17 protein-coding genes are annotated in these 17,644 nt (G+C 73.4%); 6 read left to right on the forward strand and 11 right to left on the reverse strand.

Annotation, left to right across the window (positions count from 1 at the left end; all coding sequences use genetic code 11):
• Window positions 1-220: 220 nt before the first annotated feature.
• Window positions 221-4,816 carry a DUF8189 domain-containing protein gene (locus V6U79_RS15625; protein WP_334615052.1) on the forward strand — a complete coding sequence of 1,532 codons (4,596 nt, stop codon included), beginning with the start codon at window positions 221-223 and terminating at the stop codon, window positions 4,814-4,816.
• A gap of 104 nt (window positions 4,817-4,920) precedes the next feature.
• Here V6U79_RS15625 and V6U79_RS15630 read toward each other — a convergent pair whose 3' ends face one another.
• The 7 genes from V6U79_RS15630 to V6U79_RS15660 form a co-directional block, all read right to left on the reverse strand.
• A complete protein-coding gene (locus tag V6U79_RS15630; protein ID WP_334615053.1) occupies window positions 4,921-6,129 on the reverse strand; it encodes a hypothetical protein in 1,209 nt (402 codons plus the stop codon).
• Window positions 6,130-6,370: 241 nt separating this feature from the next.
• Window positions 6,371-6,739 carry a hypothetical protein gene (locus V6U79_RS15635; RefSeq protein ID WP_334615054.1) on the reverse strand — a complete coding sequence of 123 codons (369 nt, stop codon included), beginning with the start codon at window positions 6,737-6,739 and terminating at the stop codon, window positions 6,371-6,373.
• Between the two features lie 352 nt (window positions 6,740-7,091).
• The gene (locus tag V6U79_RS15640; protein ID WP_334615093.1) at window positions 7,092-7,307 is read right to left on the reverse strand and encodes a DUF2568 domain-containing protein; all 216 of its coding nucleotides are present in this window, start codon (window positions 7,305-7,307) and stop codon (window positions 7,092-7,094) included.
• Window positions 7,277-7,405 carry a hypothetical protein gene (locus V6U79_RS15645; protein WP_334615055.1) on the reverse strand — a complete coding sequence of 43 codons (129 nt, stop codon included), beginning with the start codon at window positions 7,403-7,405 and terminating at the stop codon, window positions 7,277-7,279. Before V6U79_RS15645 ends, V6U79_RS15640 begins: the two co-directional genes overlap by 31 nt.
• Window positions 7,402-7,983, reverse strand: a complete 582-nt coding sequence (locus V6U79_RS15650) for a TetR/AcrR family transcriptional regulator (protein ID WP_334615056.1) — start codon at window positions 7,981-7,983, stop codon at window positions 7,402-7,404. The genes V6U79_RS15645 and V6U79_RS15650 overlap by 4 nt, the downstream gene beginning before the upstream one ends.
• Window positions 7,976-8,767, reverse strand: coding sequence for an alpha/beta fold hydrolase (locus tag V6U79_RS15655; protein ID WP_334525308.1), 792 nt, complete (start codon window positions 8,765-8,767; stop codon window positions 7,976-7,978). The genes V6U79_RS15650 and V6U79_RS15655 overlap by 8 nt, the downstream gene beginning before the upstream one ends.
• A 108-nt stretch (window positions 8,768-8,875) precedes the next feature.
• Complete coding sequence (locus V6U79_RS15660; protein ID WP_334525311.1) at window positions 8,876-9,796, reverse strand: proline dehydrogenase family protein; 921 nt, start codon at window positions 9,794-9,796, stop codon at window positions 8,876-8,878.
• A gap of 131 nt (window positions 9,797-9,927) precedes the next feature.
• Here V6U79_RS15660 and V6U79_RS15665 point away from each other — a divergent pair, with 131 nt between their 5' ends.
• The 3 genes from V6U79_RS15665 to V6U79_RS15675 are packed head-to-tail and all read left to right on the forward strand — an operon-like array spanning window position 9,928 to window position 11,966.
• The gene (locus V6U79_RS15665; protein WP_334525314.1) at window positions 9,928-10,203 is read left to right on the forward strand and encodes a hypothetical protein; all 276 of its coding nucleotides are present in this window, start codon (window positions 9,928-9,930) and stop codon (window positions 10,201-10,203) included.
• 1 nt (window position 10,204) lies between these two features.
• A complete protein-coding gene (locus tag V6U79_RS15670) occupies window positions 10,205-11,371 on the forward strand; it encodes a glutathionylspermidine synthase family protein (RefSeq protein WP_334525316.1) in 1,167 nt (388 codons plus the stop codon).
• Window positions 11,372-11,390: 19 nt separating this feature from the next.
• On the forward strand, window positions 11,391-11,966 hold the full coding sequence (locus V6U79_RS15675; protein WP_334525318.1) for a CGNR zinc finger domain-containing protein: 576 nt from the start codon (window positions 11,391-11,393) through the stop codon (window positions 11,964-11,966).
• Between the two features lie 50 nt (window positions 11,967-12,016).
• On the opposite strand, the gene V6U79_RS15680 is transcribed toward V6U79_RS15675, so the two are convergent.
• Complete coding sequence (locus V6U79_RS15680) at window positions 12,017-12,823, reverse strand: sugar phosphate isomerase/epimerase family protein (protein ID WP_334525320.1); 807 nt, start codon at window positions 12,821-12,823, stop codon at window positions 12,017-12,019.
• A gap of 75 nt (window positions 12,824-12,898) precedes the next feature.
• Window positions 12,899-13,843 (reverse strand): Ppx/GppA phosphatase family protein, encoded by a 945-nt coding sequence (locus tag V6U79_RS15685; RefSeq protein WP_334525322.1) that lies wholly within the window; start codon window positions 13,841-13,843, stop codon window positions 12,899-12,901.
• Between the two features lie 74 nt (window positions 13,844-13,917).
• Here V6U79_RS15685 and V6U79_RS15690 point away from each other — a divergent pair, with 74 nt between their 5' ends.
• Entirely contained in the window at window positions 13,918-14,727 is an 810-nt protein-coding gene (locus V6U79_RS15690) for a DUF3109 family protein (RefSeq protein WP_334525324.1), read from the forward strand.
• Between the two features lie 38 nt (window positions 14,728-14,765).
• Here the strand turns inward: V6U79_RS15690 and V6U79_RS15695 are convergent, their stop codons facing one another.
• Together V6U79_RS15695 and V6U79_RS15700 are read right to left on the reverse strand one after the other, a co-directional pair.
• Entirely contained in the window at window positions 14,766-15,449 is a 684-nt protein-coding gene (locus tag V6U79_RS15695) for a response regulator transcription factor (RefSeq protein ID WP_334525326.1), read from the reverse strand.
• Between the two features lie 16 nt (window positions 15,450-15,465).
• A complete protein-coding gene (locus V6U79_RS15700; protein WP_442933787.1) occupies window positions 15,466-16,731 on the reverse strand; it encodes a sensor histidine kinase in 1,266 nt (421 codons plus the stop codon).
• Between the two features lie 241 nt (window positions 16,732-16,972).
• On the opposite strand from V6U79_RS15700, the gene phoU reads away from it, so the two are divergent.
• Window positions 16,973-17,626 (forward strand): phosphate signaling complex protein PhoU, encoded by a 654-nt coding sequence (gene phoU, locus V6U79_RS15705; protein ID WP_334525331.1) that lies wholly within the window; start codon window positions 16,973-16,975, stop codon window positions 17,624-17,626.
• Window positions 17,627-17,644: the final 18 nt, after the last annotated feature.

Here is a 17,644-nt window from a genome sequence, read left to right on the forward strand (position 1 = left end):
CTGCGGGTCCGGCCCGCCGTCGTCCATCTCAGCTCGCGCATCCCCTTCATCCCGCCGGCACACGTGCCCACCGGCGGACCAGTCGTTCACGGAAGGCCGCACCACGCGGCCGCGTCCTAGGAGTCACCTCTCGATGCCCAGAAGACCATCCCCAAGTTCCAGTCGCCTGGTCGCGTCCGCCACGGCGGCCGGCCTCTTACTGACGACCGTCGCGATCGCCGTGGCCGGTGCGCCCGTCGCCGCCGCACCCGCCTCCCCGGCCGCCGAGCCGGCCGCCACCCCGCTCGGGGTGGACCAGGCCATGACGCAGGCCCGCCGTACCGGCAAACCGGTCGAGGCGACGGCTGCCGGCACCTCCAGCGCCACTATCACCGCCCGTCCGGACGGGGTGGTCGAGCTGACCCAGTCGGCCGTGCCAACCCGGACCCGGGTGGACGGCCGGTGGAAGAACCTCGACCCCACCCTGGTCCGGCACGCCGACGGCAGCATCACCGCGGCCGTCACCACCAGCCCGATCCGGCTCTCGCCCGGCGGCACCGGAGCACTGGCCGAGATGACCAGCGGCAGCCGGGCACTGTCGTTCACCGCACCGCTGGCCCTCCCGAAGCCCACCCTGTCCGGGCCCACCGCCACCTACGCAGAGGTGCTGCCCGGGGTGGACCTCACCGTGCGGGTCACCGGCGAGGGCTCGTTCTCCCACGTCTTCGTGGTCAAGAACCGCGCCGCGGCGGCCAACCCGAAACTGGCCCGCCTCGACCTCGCCACCACTGCCCGGAACATCAGCCTCACCGCCGACGCGACCGGCAACATCACCGGCCGGGACGCCCACGGCGAGACGGTGATCACCGCTCCGGCTCCGGTCATGTGGGACTCCACCGGCACCGCCGCGGCAGGTCCGGCGGCCCGTGGCGCGGCGTCGACCAGCGCCGCGCCGGGGCAGGCGGCGAAGACGGCCGCGATCGGAGTACGGATCGCCCCGGGCAAGCTCCACCTGACCCCGGACCGGAAGCTGCTGGACGACGCGAGGACCGTCTACCCGGTCTACATCGACCCGACCTTCACCTGGACGCCCGTCGGCCCGAAGATGTCCGGCTGGGCCACCATCTCCTACCAGCACCAGTCCACCAACTACTGGAAGAACACCCCCGACCTGATCGGACGCATGCAGGTCGGCAACTCCGGCAGCCAACGCTCCAACACCCTGATCAACTTCCCGGTGCCCCACAGCACCCTCACCGGCGCGACGATCAACTCGGCGACCTTCAAAATCACCAACACCCGGTCGTGGAGCTGCACCGACAGGACCGTCAACGTCTACGCCCCCAGCACCGTGCTCACCTCGGGCAACGCCACCTGGAACTACTGGGAGACCCAGAGCAACGGGCCCCTGGCCGCCTCCAGGAGCTTCGCCCACGGCTACAGCGGCTGCGACGCCGCCGCCGTCTCCTTCGACATCACCAACCAGATCAAGGCCGACGTCACCAACAAGAAGCCCACCCGCACCCTGCGGATGATCGCCGCCAACGAGGCCAGCGACACCCAGAGCTGGAAGGAATTCCTGGAGACCAGCCCCACGCTGACCATCCTCTACAACCACAAACCCAACAAGCCGACCGGCCTGACCACCTCACCGAGGACCGCCTGCGCGGGCGGCACCGTGGTGGGCGACGCCTCCGTCTCGCTCTACGCCCCGGTCTCGGACCCCAACGGCGGCACCCTCGGCGTCAGCTTCAAGCTGTGGAAGTCCTCCGACACCACGCAGACGGCGCTCGCCTCGTCCAACCCGAGCCTGCTGACCTACTCCTCCGGCTCCACCGCGGTCCTCGTCGTACCGGTCGGCACCCTCCGCACGGCGGCCGGCGTCACCGCCACCAACGGCGGCCAGCCGACGAGCTTCTCCTGGAAGGTCCAGGCCACCGACTTCGGCGCCACCGGCGACTGGTCGGAGGCGTGCTCGTTCACCTTCGACCCGACCCGCCCCGGCGCACCCGGGGTGCCGGACCCGGCGGACGGCACCACCACGATCGGCGCGCCGTTCAGCATCGACGTGACCAAGGCGACCGGCACCGACCCGAGCGGGTACGTCTACCAGCTCAACGCGGGCCCGCCCGTCGACGTGACCGCCACCAACGGTGCCGCCACGATCACCGTCGTCCCCACCCGGTTCACCAACACGCTGACCGTCACCAGCGTCTCCGCCGGCGGGAACATCGGCGACAGCGCCAGCGTCACCTTCAACTCCAACCCGGCGGCCACCGCACCGGACGGCGACCTCAACGGCGACGACGCGCCGGACCTGGTGACGGTCGGCGCCACCCGCGGACTGCCACCCGGGCTGTGGCTCGCCCCGGGCGGCAGTGAGCACAGCGCGGTGGCCGGCACCAACATCGGTGCCCGCGGCAACGGGGTCACGGGCCTCAACTCGCCGGCCGACTTCACCGGCGCGCAGATCGCCACCGGCCACTTCACCGGCACCGGGCTCCAGGACGTCCTCGTCTACTACCCCACCGGCGCCAACGCCGGGACCGGCGGCATCCTCCGCGCCAACGGCGACGGGTCGGTCATCCAGGCTCAGCTCAGCGGCAACCAGTTCAGCCTCTCCCGGGACCTGCTCGTGGACTCCGACGGGACCGTGCCGGTGCAGCTGGCGAACGCCGGGAACAGCAGCGGGGCGGGTACCGGCTACCCGGAGCTGATCGGCGTCAGCGGTGACGCCACCGTGGGCCACCATCTGACGTACTACTCGAACTTCTTCGCCACCGGTCTCTACGGCAATCCCCTCCGGATCAACCGGGCGACCCCGACCGGCGGCACCGACTGGGAGAACTGGACGATCACCACGGCCCAGCTGGCCGGGGGCACCGCGATGTTCCTGTGGAACCGCACGACCGGGGCCCTGCACCTCTGGACGGGTCTCGCCTTCGACGGCGTCGACCAGCTCACCTACACGCCGTACCTGCTCTCCACGAGCTGGAACCCCGGCGCGGACCTGGCGCTGCGGGCCGCCGACATCAACAGTGACGGCACCGCGGACCTGTGGACCGTCGCGGCGGGCGGAGTGACGAAGGCGTGGCACGTCACCGGCCTTACCGGCGGCGCCGGCACGATCACCGCGCAGCCCGCGCAGACCCTGGTCACCTCCACCCACGCCTGGCAGCTCAACGACGGCACCAGCGGCGCCGTGACCACCGCCAAGGACACGGTCGGCACCCTGCACGCCACTGGCAACGCCGGTGTCACCTGGAGCACCGGGGACGCCTTCGACCCGGACGTCGTCTTCGACGGCACCAGCGGCGCCCTGTACACCGCCTCGTCGGCGATCGACACCAATGCCGACTTCACCGTCTCCGCCTGGGTCAAGCCGACCGTTCTCGGCGGGACGGTGCTGTCCCAGGACGGTGCCAACACCGCGGGCTTCAAGCTCTGGACCGATGCCGGTGACAAGTCGTGGCGGTTCGCCATGCCGCGCACGGACGCCACCAGCCCGACGTACGACACGGCGGTCAGCGCCCCCGGCACGGCCCGGCCCGGGGTCTGGACGCACGTCACGGCCAGCTTCACCAGGTCGAGCGGGGCGATGGCGCTGTACGTCAGCGGCGTCAACGCCGGACGCGCCACCCACACCACCGGGTGGAGCGCCACCGGCGCCTTCCGGATGGGCAGCCACCGGACGGCCGCCAGCAGTCACGGCGGCTGGTTCAAGGGCGAGCTCGCCTACGTGCAGACCTGGAACCGGGTCTGGACCATCGACGCGGACACGGCCGCCAGCGGCGACGTGGCGGTGGTCAAGTCGGCCAGCGGCACCCTGCTCGCCTACCGGCGCGGCGCGGACGGCTGGATCTGGGGCAGCGGCCAGGGCACCGTCGGTGGCGCCTTCGGCAGCTGGGTTCGGATCGGCAACCGGAGCGGTTTCATCGGCAGCCCGACGGCGTTGAAGGCGGCCAACGGCACGATCGTCATCTACGCCCGGGGCATCGACAACCAGATGTACGGGGTGGGTCAGCCGGCGGTCGGCTCACCGTTCGCCGACTGGAAGCTCGTGGGCACGGGCCAGCCCGCCGCCGGCTTCATCAGCGATCCGAGCGTCGTGTTGTCCACTGCGGACACGATCGCGATCTACGCTCGGGCGGCCGACGGTTGGGTGTGGGGCGTGTCCCAGACGGCCGTGGGCTCGGCGTTCGGCAACTGGGTGCGGATCGGCGTGGGCGGGGCCGGGGTGGCCTCCCGGCCGCACGTCATGATGAACGGCGCCGGCGCCATCGTGATGTACGTCCGGGGCACCGACAACAGGATCCACGGCGTGGGCCAGCCCTCGCCCGGTACCGCGTTCGGCACCTGGCAGGACATCGGCACGGGCGGGCCCACCGGCGGCTTCGTCGGTGACCCGGTCGGGTTGCTCACCCCGAGCGGTCGGTTCGTGCTCTACGCCCGCGGGGCGGACGGCAAGTTCTGGGGCGCCGGCCAGTCCACCGTCGGCGGGCCGTTCGGCGCCTGGTTCGTCATCGGTACGGGGCAGCCCACGTTCGTGGGCGACCCGGCTCCGCTGCTGACCTCCAGCGACCGGCTCGTGCTCTACGGCCGGGCCACCGACGGCAGGATCTGGGGCGCCGGCCAGTCCACCGTCGGCGGCGCCTTCGGCGCCTGGGGTGTCATGGGCACCGGGACCCCCACGGTCGGCTTCGGCAGCGACCCGACGCCGGCGTTGAACGGCAGCAGCCTGCTCACGCTGGTCGCCCGGAGTGCCGACAACCGGATCTGGACCGCCGCCCAGCCGTCCGCCGGCACGGCCTACGGCACCTGGACGGAGATCCCTTGATCCGACCGTGACCGTGGGTGAGCGGCCCTGATCCGTACCCGCTCGCGAAGCCCGTCCCGCGTCGACCCCCGGTCGGCGCGGGACGGTGCGTATCTGCCGGAGGCTCAGGAAGCGACTGCCCGGGCGTAGTTGACGCAGTCGTCGTGCAGCGTCGTCCAGCGCTCGCCGAACACCTGCTCGGCGGCGCGGTGGACCGGGACGCGCCGGTGCACCACGGTCCGGAAGAAGTCGAGGACCGGCTGCTCGCCGTACCGGTCGACCAGGTGGTGGACGGCGAGGTAGCCGACGCCGTAGCTGCCGCCGACCCGGTCGGCGGGGGCGTCGTCGGCCGGAGCCAGGCTGTCCAGCCGGCCGTTCCAACCCGCGCCGGCCAGGCGGCGGACCTGGTCGAGCCCTTCGTAGCGGAGGACGGGTGCGCCGTCCGCGCCGGCGTACTCGGCGAGACCCTCCATCAGCCACCAGCTGTCCCGGGCGGAATGACCCCGCGCGGGTAGGGAGGCGGCATGGGTCAGCTCGTGCCGCAGCAACTCACCGACGCCGGTGGGCCGCAGCGTGTCGGCGTTGAGCACGACCTCGTGGTGGCCGCCGCCGATGCTGACCGCGTATCCGGCTGTCCAGGCCGGACGTCCGCCGCCGTACCAGCGCTTCCACTCGGCGCGGCCGGCGTAGAAGACCCGGTACCGGTCGGGGGGCGTGCCGGCGGTCGCGTACCGGTCGGCGACCCGCGCCGCCGCCTCGACCTGGGCGAGCAGGCCGGGCAGCTTGCCGCGCTGTGCGGGAGTGGTGGCCACGACACTGCGCTCGCCGACCGCGACGACCAGCTCGCTGACCTCCCAGGGCCGCGCGCCGGTCCGCCCGTAGCGGGACTCCTCGACGGCGACCAACATCGGCGCATCGCCGGTTTCCCGCCACCGGGTGACGACCGGCACGGGGCTGGGCGTGCAGTCCGGCACGACCAGGCAGTAGCGGAGGGTGACGACCTGCCGCCACTGGCCCGGGCGTTGCGGTTCGCGGGTGGGTGGCCCGTCCGGCTCGGCCCGCCACACGCTGACCCGCAGCGCCCGCAGCGCGGCGAAGCGGCGGGTGAGGTTGGCCCGGGCCGCCGGGTCGGCGATCGCGAGGAAGCCGGCCCGGTCGCCGTCGCGGAGGGCGCGGGACTGCCGGTCGAGCTGCGTGGCGATCCGCTCGCCGAGCCGCCGGGCGGCGGACGCTGCCGGCTCCTCCGCGCCGGCTGGGTCCCGCGCCGGCGGGCGCGGCGCGTCGGCCCCCAGCACCACCGGAAGGCCACTGCCCAGTGCCGCGAGGACCAGCACGAGCGCCGTCCGTCGCGGCCACCACGGGCGCGGCCACCGCAGGCGCGGGCGCGGCGGTCGCGGGCGCGGCGGTCGCGGGCGCGGCGGTCGCGGGCGCGGCGGGTCCACCGGGTCGGTCACCGGCGAAGGGTACGACCGATCGGGCGATCCCGGCCAGCGCCGCCCGCGCGTCGAAGGTGACGCCGGTACGACACACGCCGACCGTCACGTGAGGAGCTGGCGTCCTTTAGAGCTGATGTCGTCAACGGATCAGCGTCAGCAACGGTGACGGTGACCAGCGGAGGAACAGGCCGCCGAGCACAGGAAGCAGGTCGCCGAAGGCAGGGCGGGCGGCCAAGCCAGGCTCGGGGTGCCGAACGGCGAGCGTGCCGGACGGCGCCGGTTGCGCCGGCCCAGGTGCCAGCCCGGGCGCCAGCGCAGGTGCCAGCCCCGGGCGCCAGCGCAGGTGCCAGCCCCGGTGCCGGCCCAGGTGCCAGCCCCGGTGCCGGCCCAGGTGCCAGCCCCGGTGCCGGCCCAGGTGCCAGCCCGGGCGCCGGCGCAGGTGCCGGCCCGGGTGCCCGTTGTCAGGGGTCGGGCACGGGTGCAGGGCGCGGGACGCCGGTTGATTCATCTACGACATCAGCTCTAAAGGCGCCGAAGCGACCAGCCGGGGCAGCGGGCCGACCCGGGGGCAGCACCGGGACACACCGCCGGAGGTACTGGGATCGAGCATCAGGCAGACCGGGCCGGAGCAGCCGAGGCGCCCGGGCCGAACGCCCGGCGCACCGACCGCACCAGCGAAGGTACGCGGATCGAGCGCCTGCACACCGACCGCTCCATGAGAGGCAGCCGGACCGAGCGCCCGCAGGCCGAGCCACCGTGACAGCAGACAGTGCCGGTGGCGCGGCGGCTTGGGTGGCGTGGTGGCGTGGTGGCGTGGTGGCGCGGATGGCGCGGATGGCGCGGATGGCTCAGGCGGTGGCTCAGGCGGGGTGGCTGGCGCGGGTCAGCATCGTGCGGTCGACCGCCCAGACGACGACCAGGCCGAGCGCCAGGAGCGGGTGGCCGGCCAGGGCGAGCAGCAGGCCGCCGGCGCGGCGTACTTCGCGGCCGGGGGTGAGCGGCACCCGGGCCTTCGGTGAGCAGCAGGTCCCCCAGACCGCCCCGATCAGCAGCGGCGCGCCGAGTCCGGCCAGCAGCCGTACGGCCGGTCCGGCGTCGAGGGTGCGCCCCACCAGGCGGCGGCCAGCAGCGCCAGCTCCACCAGCAGGGCGACCGCCAGCAGCACGGCCCTCACCGGGAGCTCTCCGGCTCGGGCCAGGACCGGAACGCGATGTCGAGGGCGGAGACCAGCTGGTCGAACGAACGGTCGACGTCCCTGGGCAGCCCGAACCCGCCGGCCGCCTCCAGGGTCAGGAAGCCGTGCAGGGCGCTGCGCAGCGCCCGGGCGGCGTCCACCGCCGCGTCGCCGGTGAGGCTGTACCCCTGCAGGATCGCGTAGATCGCGCCGACGGCCCGGTCCCCGGCGTCGACGTGCTCGGGGTCGGCGGGGTCGGGTACCCGTTGGGTGGCCGGGTAGCGGCCCGGGTGCCGCCGGGCGTAGTCGCGGTAGGCGGCGGCGACGGCGCGCAGCGCGTCGCCGCCGGCCCGACCGGCCGCGGCGGTGGTCAGCTCGGTGGCGAGTTCGGCGGTGGCCAGCGCGGCGAGCCGCTGGGTCAGGGCGTCGGCCCCCCGCACGTGCTTGTAGAGGCTGGGCAGGGCGACGCCGAGCCGGCCGGCCAGCGCGGCGAGGGTGAGCCGCTCGTAGCCGACCTCGTCGGCGAGCCGGGCCGCCTCGCGCACCACGGTCTGCGGGGTGAGCCCGGCCCTAGGCACGGGTGGTCACCGCCAGGAACTCGACCAGCTGGGCCGCGGTGGCCTCGGGCTGGTCGGCGTGCGGGTAGTGGCCGGAGTCGGCGATCATGCGGGCCTCGGCGGTGGCGAAGAGTCGCCGGGCGGCGCGCGCCTCGGCCGCCGGGTCGGCGAAGTCGGGATCCTTCGCGCCCATCAGCACCAGCACCGGCTGCCGCACGTCGGTCGCCCGGGCCGTCCAGTGTGGGTCGACCGTCGCGATCACGCCGCGGACCGCCGCCATCCGGCCGCGCAGGCCGGCGACCAGCTCCTTGCGGTACGCGGCGTCGTCGGCGGGCCGGCCGCAGGGAAAGAGCGTCCGGTGGAACATGCCGAACAGCCGGGGACTGCGCAGCACGGCCGCCTGGGCGAGCCGCATCGCCGGGTTGGGCCTGGGCTGGGCGACGAACGCGCCGATCTGCACGATGCCGTTGACCAGCTCGGGCGCGTCGCCGGCGGCGAAGACCACGGCCGCGGCGCTGGACGAGCTGCCGACCAGGGTGGCCGGGCCGCCGAGGGTACGGACCACGGCCAGCAGGTCGGCGCCGACCTCGGCGGGGGCGTACGACGGCCAGCCGGCGCTGGACTCGCCGTGCCCCCGGACGTCCACCGACGCGACCCGGTAACCGGCCGCGACCAGCAGCGGCACCAGGTGACGGAAGGAACGCCGGTTCTCCCCCATGCCGTGGGAGAGGACCACCAGCGGCCCCTCGCCGTGCACCTCGTAGGCGATGGTGCCACCGTCCCGCTCCACCCGGCTAATCATCATAGCTTTTAAGCTAATGGAGTTAGCCAATGCGGTCAAGGCCTCCCCACCAACCACGAACGGGCCGGCGGGACGGCGTCCCACCGGCCCGTCCGGGGCCAATTCGTCGGATTACTTCTTGGAGAGCAGGGCGCGGCCGAAGAAGGCCAGGTTGGCGGGGCGCTCGGCCAGGCGGCGCATGAGGTAGCCGTACCAGTCCTCGCCGTACGGCAGGTAGGTGCGCACGGTGTAGCCCTCGCCGACCAGGCGGGTCTGCTCCTCCGGCCGGATGCCGTAGAGCATCTGGAACTCGAAGCGCTCCGGCCCGCGGTCGAACCAGCGGGCCCGGTCCTCGCCGATGGCGATCAGGCGCGGGTCGTGGGTGGCCAGCATCGGGTAGCCGTCGCCGGCCATCAGCACGTTCAGGCAGCGCACGTAGGACTTGTCCACCTCGCGGGCGGACTGGTAGGCCACCGACTCCGGCTCCTTGTAGGCGCCCTTGCACAGGCGCACCCGGGACCCGGCGGTGGCCAGCTCACGGCAGTCCGACTCGGTACGCCGCAGGTACGCCTGGAGCACCGCGCCCGTCGACGGGAAGTCCTTGCGCAGCTTGGCCAGCACGTCCAGGGTCGAGTCGGTGGTGGTGTGGTCCTCCATGTCCAGGGTGACCATGGTGCCGGCCTCGTCGGCCGCCGCGCAGATCGCCCGGGCGTTGTCGTACGCCATCTGCTCGTCGAACTTCTGGCCCAGGGCGGAAAGCTTCACGCTGACCTCGGCCGGCGGGGTGAGCCCGGCGGCGGAGAGCAGCCTCAGCAGCTTGAGGTACTCGTCGCGGACGGCGTTGGCCTGCTCGGCAGTGACGGTGTCCTCGCCGAGGTTGTCGATGGTGACCGCGAGGCCAGCGGCGACGAGTTCGCGGGTGGCGCGCAACGCGTCGTCGGTGCCGGCGCCGGCGACGAACCGGCGGACGACGTCCCGGGTGAACGGGGCCGTCGCGATGAGCCGCTCGACCTGGGATGACCGGGAGGCGGCGAGGATGACGGAACGGAGCATGAGCCGAGCGTAACGCCCCTGGGCGGCCCTCCGTCGGGGGGCGGCCGGACCGCCCACGTCCAGGTACCGACCACATCACAGGCACCACGAACGGGTGCCCGTGAGTGGCGTTCATCGGTTACAACGATGACGTGGACCGACACCCCCGCCGCCGACTCCGGTCGGCCTCCGTGCAGCTCGGCGCGCTCACCGCGCTGGCGCTGGCCCTCTCCGGCTGCAACAGCGGCTCCGACGACGATGACGACGACTGCGCCCTGGGCCCGGTCGGTGGCGGGGACACCGTGGCCCTCGCCATGCGCGTGCCGTCCGTCACGGCCGACGCCGGCCGGACCGCGCCGCAACCGGTGGCCGCGGCCCTGCCCGAGCGGGGCGGCTTCGGCACCCACCTCGCCTCCTGCGGCGGCTGAGGTGCGCCGCGAGACGGTCACCCCGCGCCCGGACTGGGACGCCACCATCCGCGAGCAGGGCCTGGTGTACGTCGACACCGAGCTGCCCGACGGCGGCACCATGTCGTACTGGGACGAGACGGCGGCGTACGCCTTCGAGCTGGACGAGGTGCTCCGGCTGGAGGAGGCGACCGAGGAGCTGCACCGGATGTGCGTCGCCGCCGCCGAGCACGTGGTGGCGCGCGGCCGGTACGCCGAGTTCGGCATCCCCGACTGGGCCACCGAGGCGGTCGCCCGGTCGCTGCGGGAGACGCCGCCGACCCTCTACGGCCGCTTCGACCTCGCCTACGACGGCTCCTGGCCGCCGAAGATGCTGGAGTACAACGCCGACACCCCCACCGCGCTGGTCGAGGCGAGCATCATCCAGTGGTACTGGCTGGAGCAGACCCGGCCCGAGGCCGACCAGTGGAACAGCCTGCACGAGCGGCTGGTCGGCGCCTGGGCCAAGATCGGCGCGGGCCTGCACGACCGGCGGGTGCACGTGGCCTGGTCGAACGAGGAGGAGTCCGGCGAGGACCAGATGACCGCCGGCTACCTCGCCGAGACCGCCCACCAGGCGGGGCTGGACGTCACGCTGCTGCCGATCCAGCACATCGGCTGGGACGGCCGGCGCTTCGTCGACGCGGACGACCGGCCGGTGACCACCTGCTTCAAGCTCTACCCGTGGGAGTGGATGCTGGCCGAGCCGTACGGGCCGCCGGCGCTGGACCCGGGCACCCCGACCACCTGGATCGAGCCGGCCTGGAAGCTGCTGCTGTCGAACAAGGCGCTGCTGGCCGTGCTCTGGGAGCTCTACCCGGGGCACGAGTACCTGCTCCCGGCGTACCTCGACTCGCCGCGCGGGATGCCGGAGTACGTGGCGAAGCCGCTGCTCGGTCGGGAGGGCGGCTCGGTGCGGATCGTCACCCCCGACGCCGAGATCACCAATCCGGGCGACTACGGCGACGAGGGCTTCTGCTACCAGGAGTTCCGGGCGCTGCCGGAGTTCGCCGGCAACCACACGGTGCTGGGGAGCTGGATCGTCGACGGCGAGTCGGCCGGGCTGGGCGTCCGGGAGAGCCGGAGCCTCATCACGGACGGCTACGCGCGGTTCCTGCCGCACTACATCGACGCGCCGCGTCCGGCGTGAGTCGTCTACCGTTGGTGTCGTGAACTTCGACGCGTACGCCCGGACCGGTGTTGACCTCGTCAACGCCCGCCTGGACGACCTCGACGACCTGCGAGCCATCTTCCCCGACGAGAACGCCTGGATGCGCGACGAGGTCGCGGAGCGCGACCTGGCCACCTTCCGGCGGGCCCAGAAGCGCCTGCGCGACGTCTTCGAGTACGGCACGTCCGGGCGGGACGCCCAGGCGGTGGCCGAGCTGAACGCCCTGTTGGAGGCGTTCCCGGTGCAGCCGCGGATCTCCGGCCACGACTCCAGCGACTGGCACATGCACGTGACCAGCCGGGGCGCCTCGGTCAGCGCGGAATACCTGGCCGGCGCGGCCTGGGGCCTGTCGGTCTGGCTCTGCGAGTACGGCAGCGCCCGGTTCGGGGTCTGCGCGGACGAGCGCTGCGGCAACGTCTACCTGGACACCTCGTCCAACTGCTGCCGCCGGTTCTGCTCCGAGCGCTGCGCCACCCGCTCCCATGTGGCCGCGCACCGGGCCCGCAAGCGCGCCGCCATCGGCGAGCAGGTCGCCGTCCCGGCCCAGTCCGACTCCCTCACCCCGGTCAGCTGACCCACCCCACCGGCCTGCGGCGCGGTGTCGACCGCCCGCGGGCCGGTGGGTCAGGCGTCGACCGGTGAGGGGGCGGTGAGGTGGGCGCGAGCGAACTCCAGCGACTCGCGGAGGTCGGCCTCGCGCACGGCGCGGCTCTTCGCGCCCCGGGTGGTCACCTCCACGGCCACCGAGCCGGTGAAGCCGCGGCCGGCCAGCGAGCGGAGCAGCTCGGCGCAGGGTTGGCCGCCCCGACCGGGCACCAGGTGCTCGTCGCGCCCCTCGCCGGTGCCGTCGCCCAGGTGCACGTGCGCCAGGCCGGCGCCCATCCGGTCGGCCATCTCCAGCGAGTCGGTGTGCGACGCGGCGCAGTGCGACAGGTCGAGGGTGTAGGAGGGGTACCCGGTCTCGGTGGGATCCCAGCCCGGCACGTACGGCACGAACTGCCGGCCGGCCATCCGCACCGGGTACATGTTCTCGACCGGGAAGCGCAGGTCCGGGTATTCGCGGCCGATCGCGTCGAGCCCCTCGGCGAAGTTGCGCGCGTAGTCCCGCTGCCAGGTGAACGGCGGGTGGACCACCACGGTGGGCGCCCCCAGCGTGGCCGCCAGCTCGGCGGACCGGCGCAGCCGCTCCCACGGGTCCGGGCTCCACACCCGCTGGGTGACCAGCAGGCAGGGCGCGTGCACCGAGAGGACCGGGACGCCGTAGTGCTCGGCGAGGCCGCGCAGGGCGGCGGCGTCCTGGCTGACGGCGTCGGTCCAGACCATCACCTCGACGCCGTCGTAGCCGAGCGCCGCAGCGAGCTGGAACGCCGCCGCGGTCCGCTCAGGGAAGACGGAGGACGTGGAGAGGAGCACGGGGACGCGGGAAGTCACACTCCTCAGCGTAGCCGGGTCCACCGCACCGCTTCAGGACGAGCAGCCCCAAACCACCCGGACTCCCCGGACGAATCACATCGGCTCCAGCTGATCCAACCGCCGGAGGATGACCCCCTCGCGCAGCGCCCACGGGCAGATGTCCAGCGCCGGCACGTCGAGCCGGCGCATCACCGCCTCGGCCACCACCGCGCCGGCGAGCAGCTGGTGGGCCCGGCCGGCGCTCACCCCCTCCAGCTCCATCAGCTGGGCCGGCGGAATGTGCCGGATGAAGCCGATCACCTGCCGCAGCCCGGACCGGCTCAGGCTGCGCCGCGCCCACAACCCCGCGCTCGACGGCGCCGCCCCGGCCAGCCGGGCCAGCATCCGGAACGTCTTCGAGGTGGCCACCGGACGCTCCCAGCCCACCTCGGTCAGCTTCTCCACCACCGGGTCCAGCAGCCCGTCGACGTACTCCCGCAGCTCCTCCACGGCCGCGGCCGACGGCGGCACCGCACCCGCCGGGTCGGCCCGGAGCCGCTCGCGGCTCAGCCGGCCGGCGCCCAGCGGCAGCGACTCCGCGACGTCCGGGCCCTCGTCGATCCCGGCGGCCAGCTCCAGCGAGCCGCCGCCGATGTCGAGCACCAGCAGCCGCCCCGCCGACCAGCCGAACCAGCGCCGGACCGCGAGGAACGTCATCCGCGCCTCGTCGGCGCCGGAGAGCACCTCCAGCCGTACGCCGGTCTCCTCGCGGACCCGGGCCAGCACCTCGGCGGCGTTGGTGGCGTCGCGCACGGCGGAGGTCGCGAAGGCCAGCAGGTCGTCGGCGGCCAGGCCGGCGGCGGCGGCGCGGGCCATGCCGACCGCCTTGACCAGGCCGTCCGCCCCCTCCTCGGTGAGCGCGCCGTCAGGGCCGATCTGCTCGGCCAGCCGGAGCACCACCTTCTCGGAGTGCGCCGGCCAGGGGTGCGCGCCATGGTGCGCGTCGACCACCAGCAGGTGCACCGTGTTGGAACCGACATCGAGGACACCCAGTCGCATGCTGTCGACCCTAGGGCCAACCCGTTCGCGCGGCTCGCCGGCCGGCGAGGGTCACTCCGCGTAGGCTGGTCCGGGTGACGAGGCCGGTGGAGCTGCACGTGCTGGTGGACGACCCCGACGACCCGCGCAGCCGCGAGGTCGAGCTGGACTTTCCCCGGGAGTGGATCGAGTTCGTCGACCCGGCCGACGACAAGCATCTCGTCCGCGCCGACCTGACCTGGCTGCTGTCCCGCTGGACCTGCGTCTTCGGCCGGGGCTGCCACGGCATCGTCGCCGGCCGGGCCGCCGACGGTTGCTGCTCGCACGGGGCGTTCTTCACCGACTCCGACGACGAGAAGCGGGTCCGCGCGGCGGTCAAGCGGCTCACCCCGTCGACCTGGCAGCACTTCCGCCGCGGCTTCAAGAACTGGACGGCGGAGGACACCATCGACGGCAAGAACCCGGCCCGGCGCACCGCCACCCGGAGCGAGGACGCGCCGTGCGTCTTCCTCAACGACGCCGACTTCCCCGCCGGGGGCGGCTGCGCGCTGCACGCCCAGGCGCTGCGCGACGGCGTGCACCCGCTGGAGTACAAGCCGGACGTCTGCTGGCAGCTGCCGATCCGCCGGGACCAGGAGTGGAGCAAGCGCCCCGACAACAGCAAGGTGCTGGTCTCCACGCTGACCGAGTTCGACCGGCGCGGCTGGGGCGCCGGTGGTCACGACCTGGACTGGTGGTGCACCTCGTCCACCGACGCGCACGTCGGCGCCGACCCGATGTACCTCTCGTACGGCCCGGAGCTGACCGCGCTGATCGGCGCGCCCGCGTACGCGAAGCTGGCCGAGCTGTGCGCGGCCCGGCTGCGGCAGGGTCAGGTCGCGCCCCACCCGGCCAGCCAGGGCTGACCGCCCGCCGACCGCACCCGCCCCCCCTCGGGCGCCGGTCACGGCTCGAACTTGTACCCCAGACCCCGGACGGTGACGATGTACCGGGGCGCGGACGGCTCCGGCTCGACCTTGGAGCGCAGCCGCTTGACGTGCACGTCGAGGGTCTTGGTGTCACCGACGTAGTCGGCCCCCCAGACCCGGTCGATCAGCTGGCCCCGGGTGAGCACCCGGCCGGCGTTGCGCAGCAGCAGCTCCAGCAGCTCGAACTCCTTCAGCGGCAACTGGACCGCCGCCCCGTCGACCGTCACCACGTGCCGCTCGATGTCCATCCGGACCGGGCCGGCGGAGAGGCTGGGCGCGCCGGAATCGGTCACCTCGGCGCTCTGCCGGCGCAGCACGGCCCGGATCCGGGCCACCAGTTCCCGGGGCGAGTACGGCTTGGTCACGTAGTCGTCGGCGCCGATCTCCAGGCCGACCACCTTGTCGATCTCGCTGTCCCGCGCGGTGACCATGATGATCGGCACGTGCGAACGCTGCCGGAGCTGCCGGCAGACCTCCGTCCCGGACATCTCCGGCAGCATCAGGTCGAGCAGCACGATGTCCGCCCCGGTCCGGTCGAACTCGGTGAGGGCGGAGGGCCCCGTCGCGGCGACGGACACCTCGAAGCCCTCCTTGCGGAGCATGTACGACAGGGCGTCGGAGAACGACTCCTCGTCCTCGACCACCAGAACGCGGCTCAACGGGTGTTTCCTTTCCTCACGGTCGGACCTGCCGGGGCTCGGCCGGGCCGGCCTCGATACCAGCGGACGGCAGTATCGTCTCCAGGTCGTCCGGGGGGCTGGCGGGTAGCCGGAGGGTGAACGTCGAGCCCCCACCAAGAGTGCTCGCCACCTCCACCCTTCCGCCATGGTTGCTGGCGATGTGCTTGACGATGGCCAGGCCGAGCCCGGTGCCACCGGTGGAGCGGGAGCGGGCCTGGTCGGCCCGGTAGAACCGTTCGAAGATCCGGTCGACGTCGGTCGGCGCGATGCCGATGCCCTGGTCGGTGACGGAGATCTCCACGTGCTCGTCGGTGGCGCGGGTGGCGATCCGGACGCTGGTGTCCTCGCCGGAGTAGTTGATGGCGTTCTCGACCAGGTTGGCCACGGCGGTGGCGAGCTGGGCGTCGCTGCCGTAGACGGTCAGCCCCTTGGCCCCCTCCACCGTCACCTGGACGTGCCGGGCGGTGGCCGCGGTGCGGGTCCGGTCGACCACCTCGGCGATCACCCAGTCCACCGCGACGGGCTCCGGCGCGGGCTGCGGCTCGGCGCCCTGGAGCCGGGTCAGCTCCAGCAGCTCCTGCACGAGCCGGCCCAGCCGGGTCGATTCGTGCTGTATACGCTCGGCGAAGCGGCGGGCGGCGATCATGTCCTCGGAGAGCTCGGGTGCGCCGGCACCTGGTTCGGTCGCGTCGACCAGCGCCTCGGCGAGCAGTTGCAGCGCGCCGATCGGGGTCTTCAGTTCGTGGCTGACGTTGGCGACGAAGTCGCGGCGTACCCGGGCGAGCCGGTGCGACTCGGTGACGTCGGCCGCCTCGACGGAGATGTAGCCGGCGCCCAGTCCCATCGCCCGCAGGTGCACCCCGAGCGGGTTCTCCCCGGCGTTGTCGCGGCCACGCGGCAGGTCCAGCTCGATCTCGCGCCGCACGCCGGTGCGGCGGACCTGCCCGGCCAGCGTACGGATCAGCGGGTGGGCGGCGATCGAGCCGGGCGTGGCGCCGGTGCGGAGCAGGCCCATCGCCCGGGCCGCCGGGTTCACCAGGACCGGCACGTCGTCGGAGTCGAGGACCACGACGCCGGCGCGGAGGGAGTCGATCGCCTTGCGGCCGAGCCCGGGGAGCTGGCCCTGCTGGTCGTCGGGAATCGCGCGCCTCCCTGCGCTCCAGCGGGAGCCGCCGCTCCCCGGCCGCGCCGCGCGGCGTCGCCAGTCCTGAATCGGCCGAGCCAGCAGCAGCCCGGTGACCAGTCCGATCACCAGAGCCATGGCCACCGCGACCGCTACCGCCCAGTCCACCCGGCGATCGTAGGGTCATTGTTAACCTGGCGATCGCCCAGAACGGGACGAATCACTCTCACTTCCAGCAAAGTTCACCTTGGGGCCCCGCGTCGTTCACCGGGGTTCACCTCCGGTCCGCTCCCCCGACCTACGGTGGGCGCGCACCTGCTCAATGGCGCCGGGGACCGGACTCCGGATCACCGGCGGCCACCGACCCCAGGAAGTGACGATGCGCGACGAGTTCCGGGCCGACCTGCAGATTGTCAGCCAACTGCTGGTGGACATGGCGGAGGGGGTGCGCGCCGCCATGCACCGGGCCACCCGCGGCCTGCTCAAGGCCGACCGAGAGGCGGCGGAGGCCGTGATCGCGCGGGACGCCGAGATCGACCAGCTCTACCAGCAGGTCGAGGAGCGGGTCTGCGACCTGCTGGCCCGGCAGGCCCCGGTCGCCTCCGACCTGCGCGCCATGATCACCGCCCTGCACGTCGCCGCCGACCTGGAGCGGATGGGCGACCTCGCCGACCACGTGGCGAAGACCGCGCTGCGCCGGCACCCGTCCCCGGCCGTGCCGGCCGAGCTGCGTCCGATCTTCACCGACATGGCCGGCATCGCCGACCGGATGGCGGAGAAGATCGGGTCGGTGCTGGCCAGCCCGGACGCCGACCTCGCCGCGGAGCTGGACCGCGACGACGACGCCATGGACGACCTGCACAAGAGCCTCTTCGGCGTGCTGCTCAGCGACGACTGGCCGTACGGCGTGGAGACGGCGATCGACGCGACCCTGCTGGGCCGCTTCTACGAGCGTTTCGCCGACCACGCGGTCAACGCCGGCGAGCACGTGGTCTACCTGATCACCGGCGAGCAGGTGTCGTCGGCGGGCTGACTCCGGCAGCCGGAAGGG

It is taken from the genome of Micromonospora psammae, from assembly GCF_036902725.1.
Classification (GTDB): Bacteria; Actinomycetota; Actinomycetes; order Mycobacteriales; family Micromonosporaceae; genus Micromonospora.

Excerpts from the sequence above, each read along its gene's own strand:
- V6U79_RS15635 (WP_334615054.1), bottom strand. The coding sequence starts at position 6,739 with ATGAATCAACCGGCGTCCCGCGCCCTGCACCCGTGCCCGACCCCTGAC.
- V6U79_RS15655 (WP_334525308.1), bottom strand. The coding sequence starts at position 8,767 with ATGATGATTAGCCGGGTGGAGCGGGACGGTGGCACCATCGCCTACGAG.
- V6U79_RS15660 (WP_334525311.1), bottom strand. The coding sequence starts at position 9,796 with ATGCTCCGTTCCGTCATCCTCGCCGCCTCCCGGTCATCCCAGGTCGAG.
- V6U79_RS15685 (WP_334525322.1), bottom strand. The coding sequence starts at position 13,843 with ATGCGACTGGGTGTCCTCGATGTCGGTTCCAACACGGTGCACCTGCTG.
- V6U79_RS15700 (WP_442933787.1), bottom strand. The coding sequence starts at position 16,731 with ATGGCTCTGGTGATCGGACTGGTCACCGGGCTGCTGCTGGCTCGGCCG.
- phoU (WP_334525331.1), top strand. The coding sequence starts at position 16,973 with ATGCGCGACGAGTTCCGGGCCGACCTGCAGATTGTCAGCCAACTGCTG.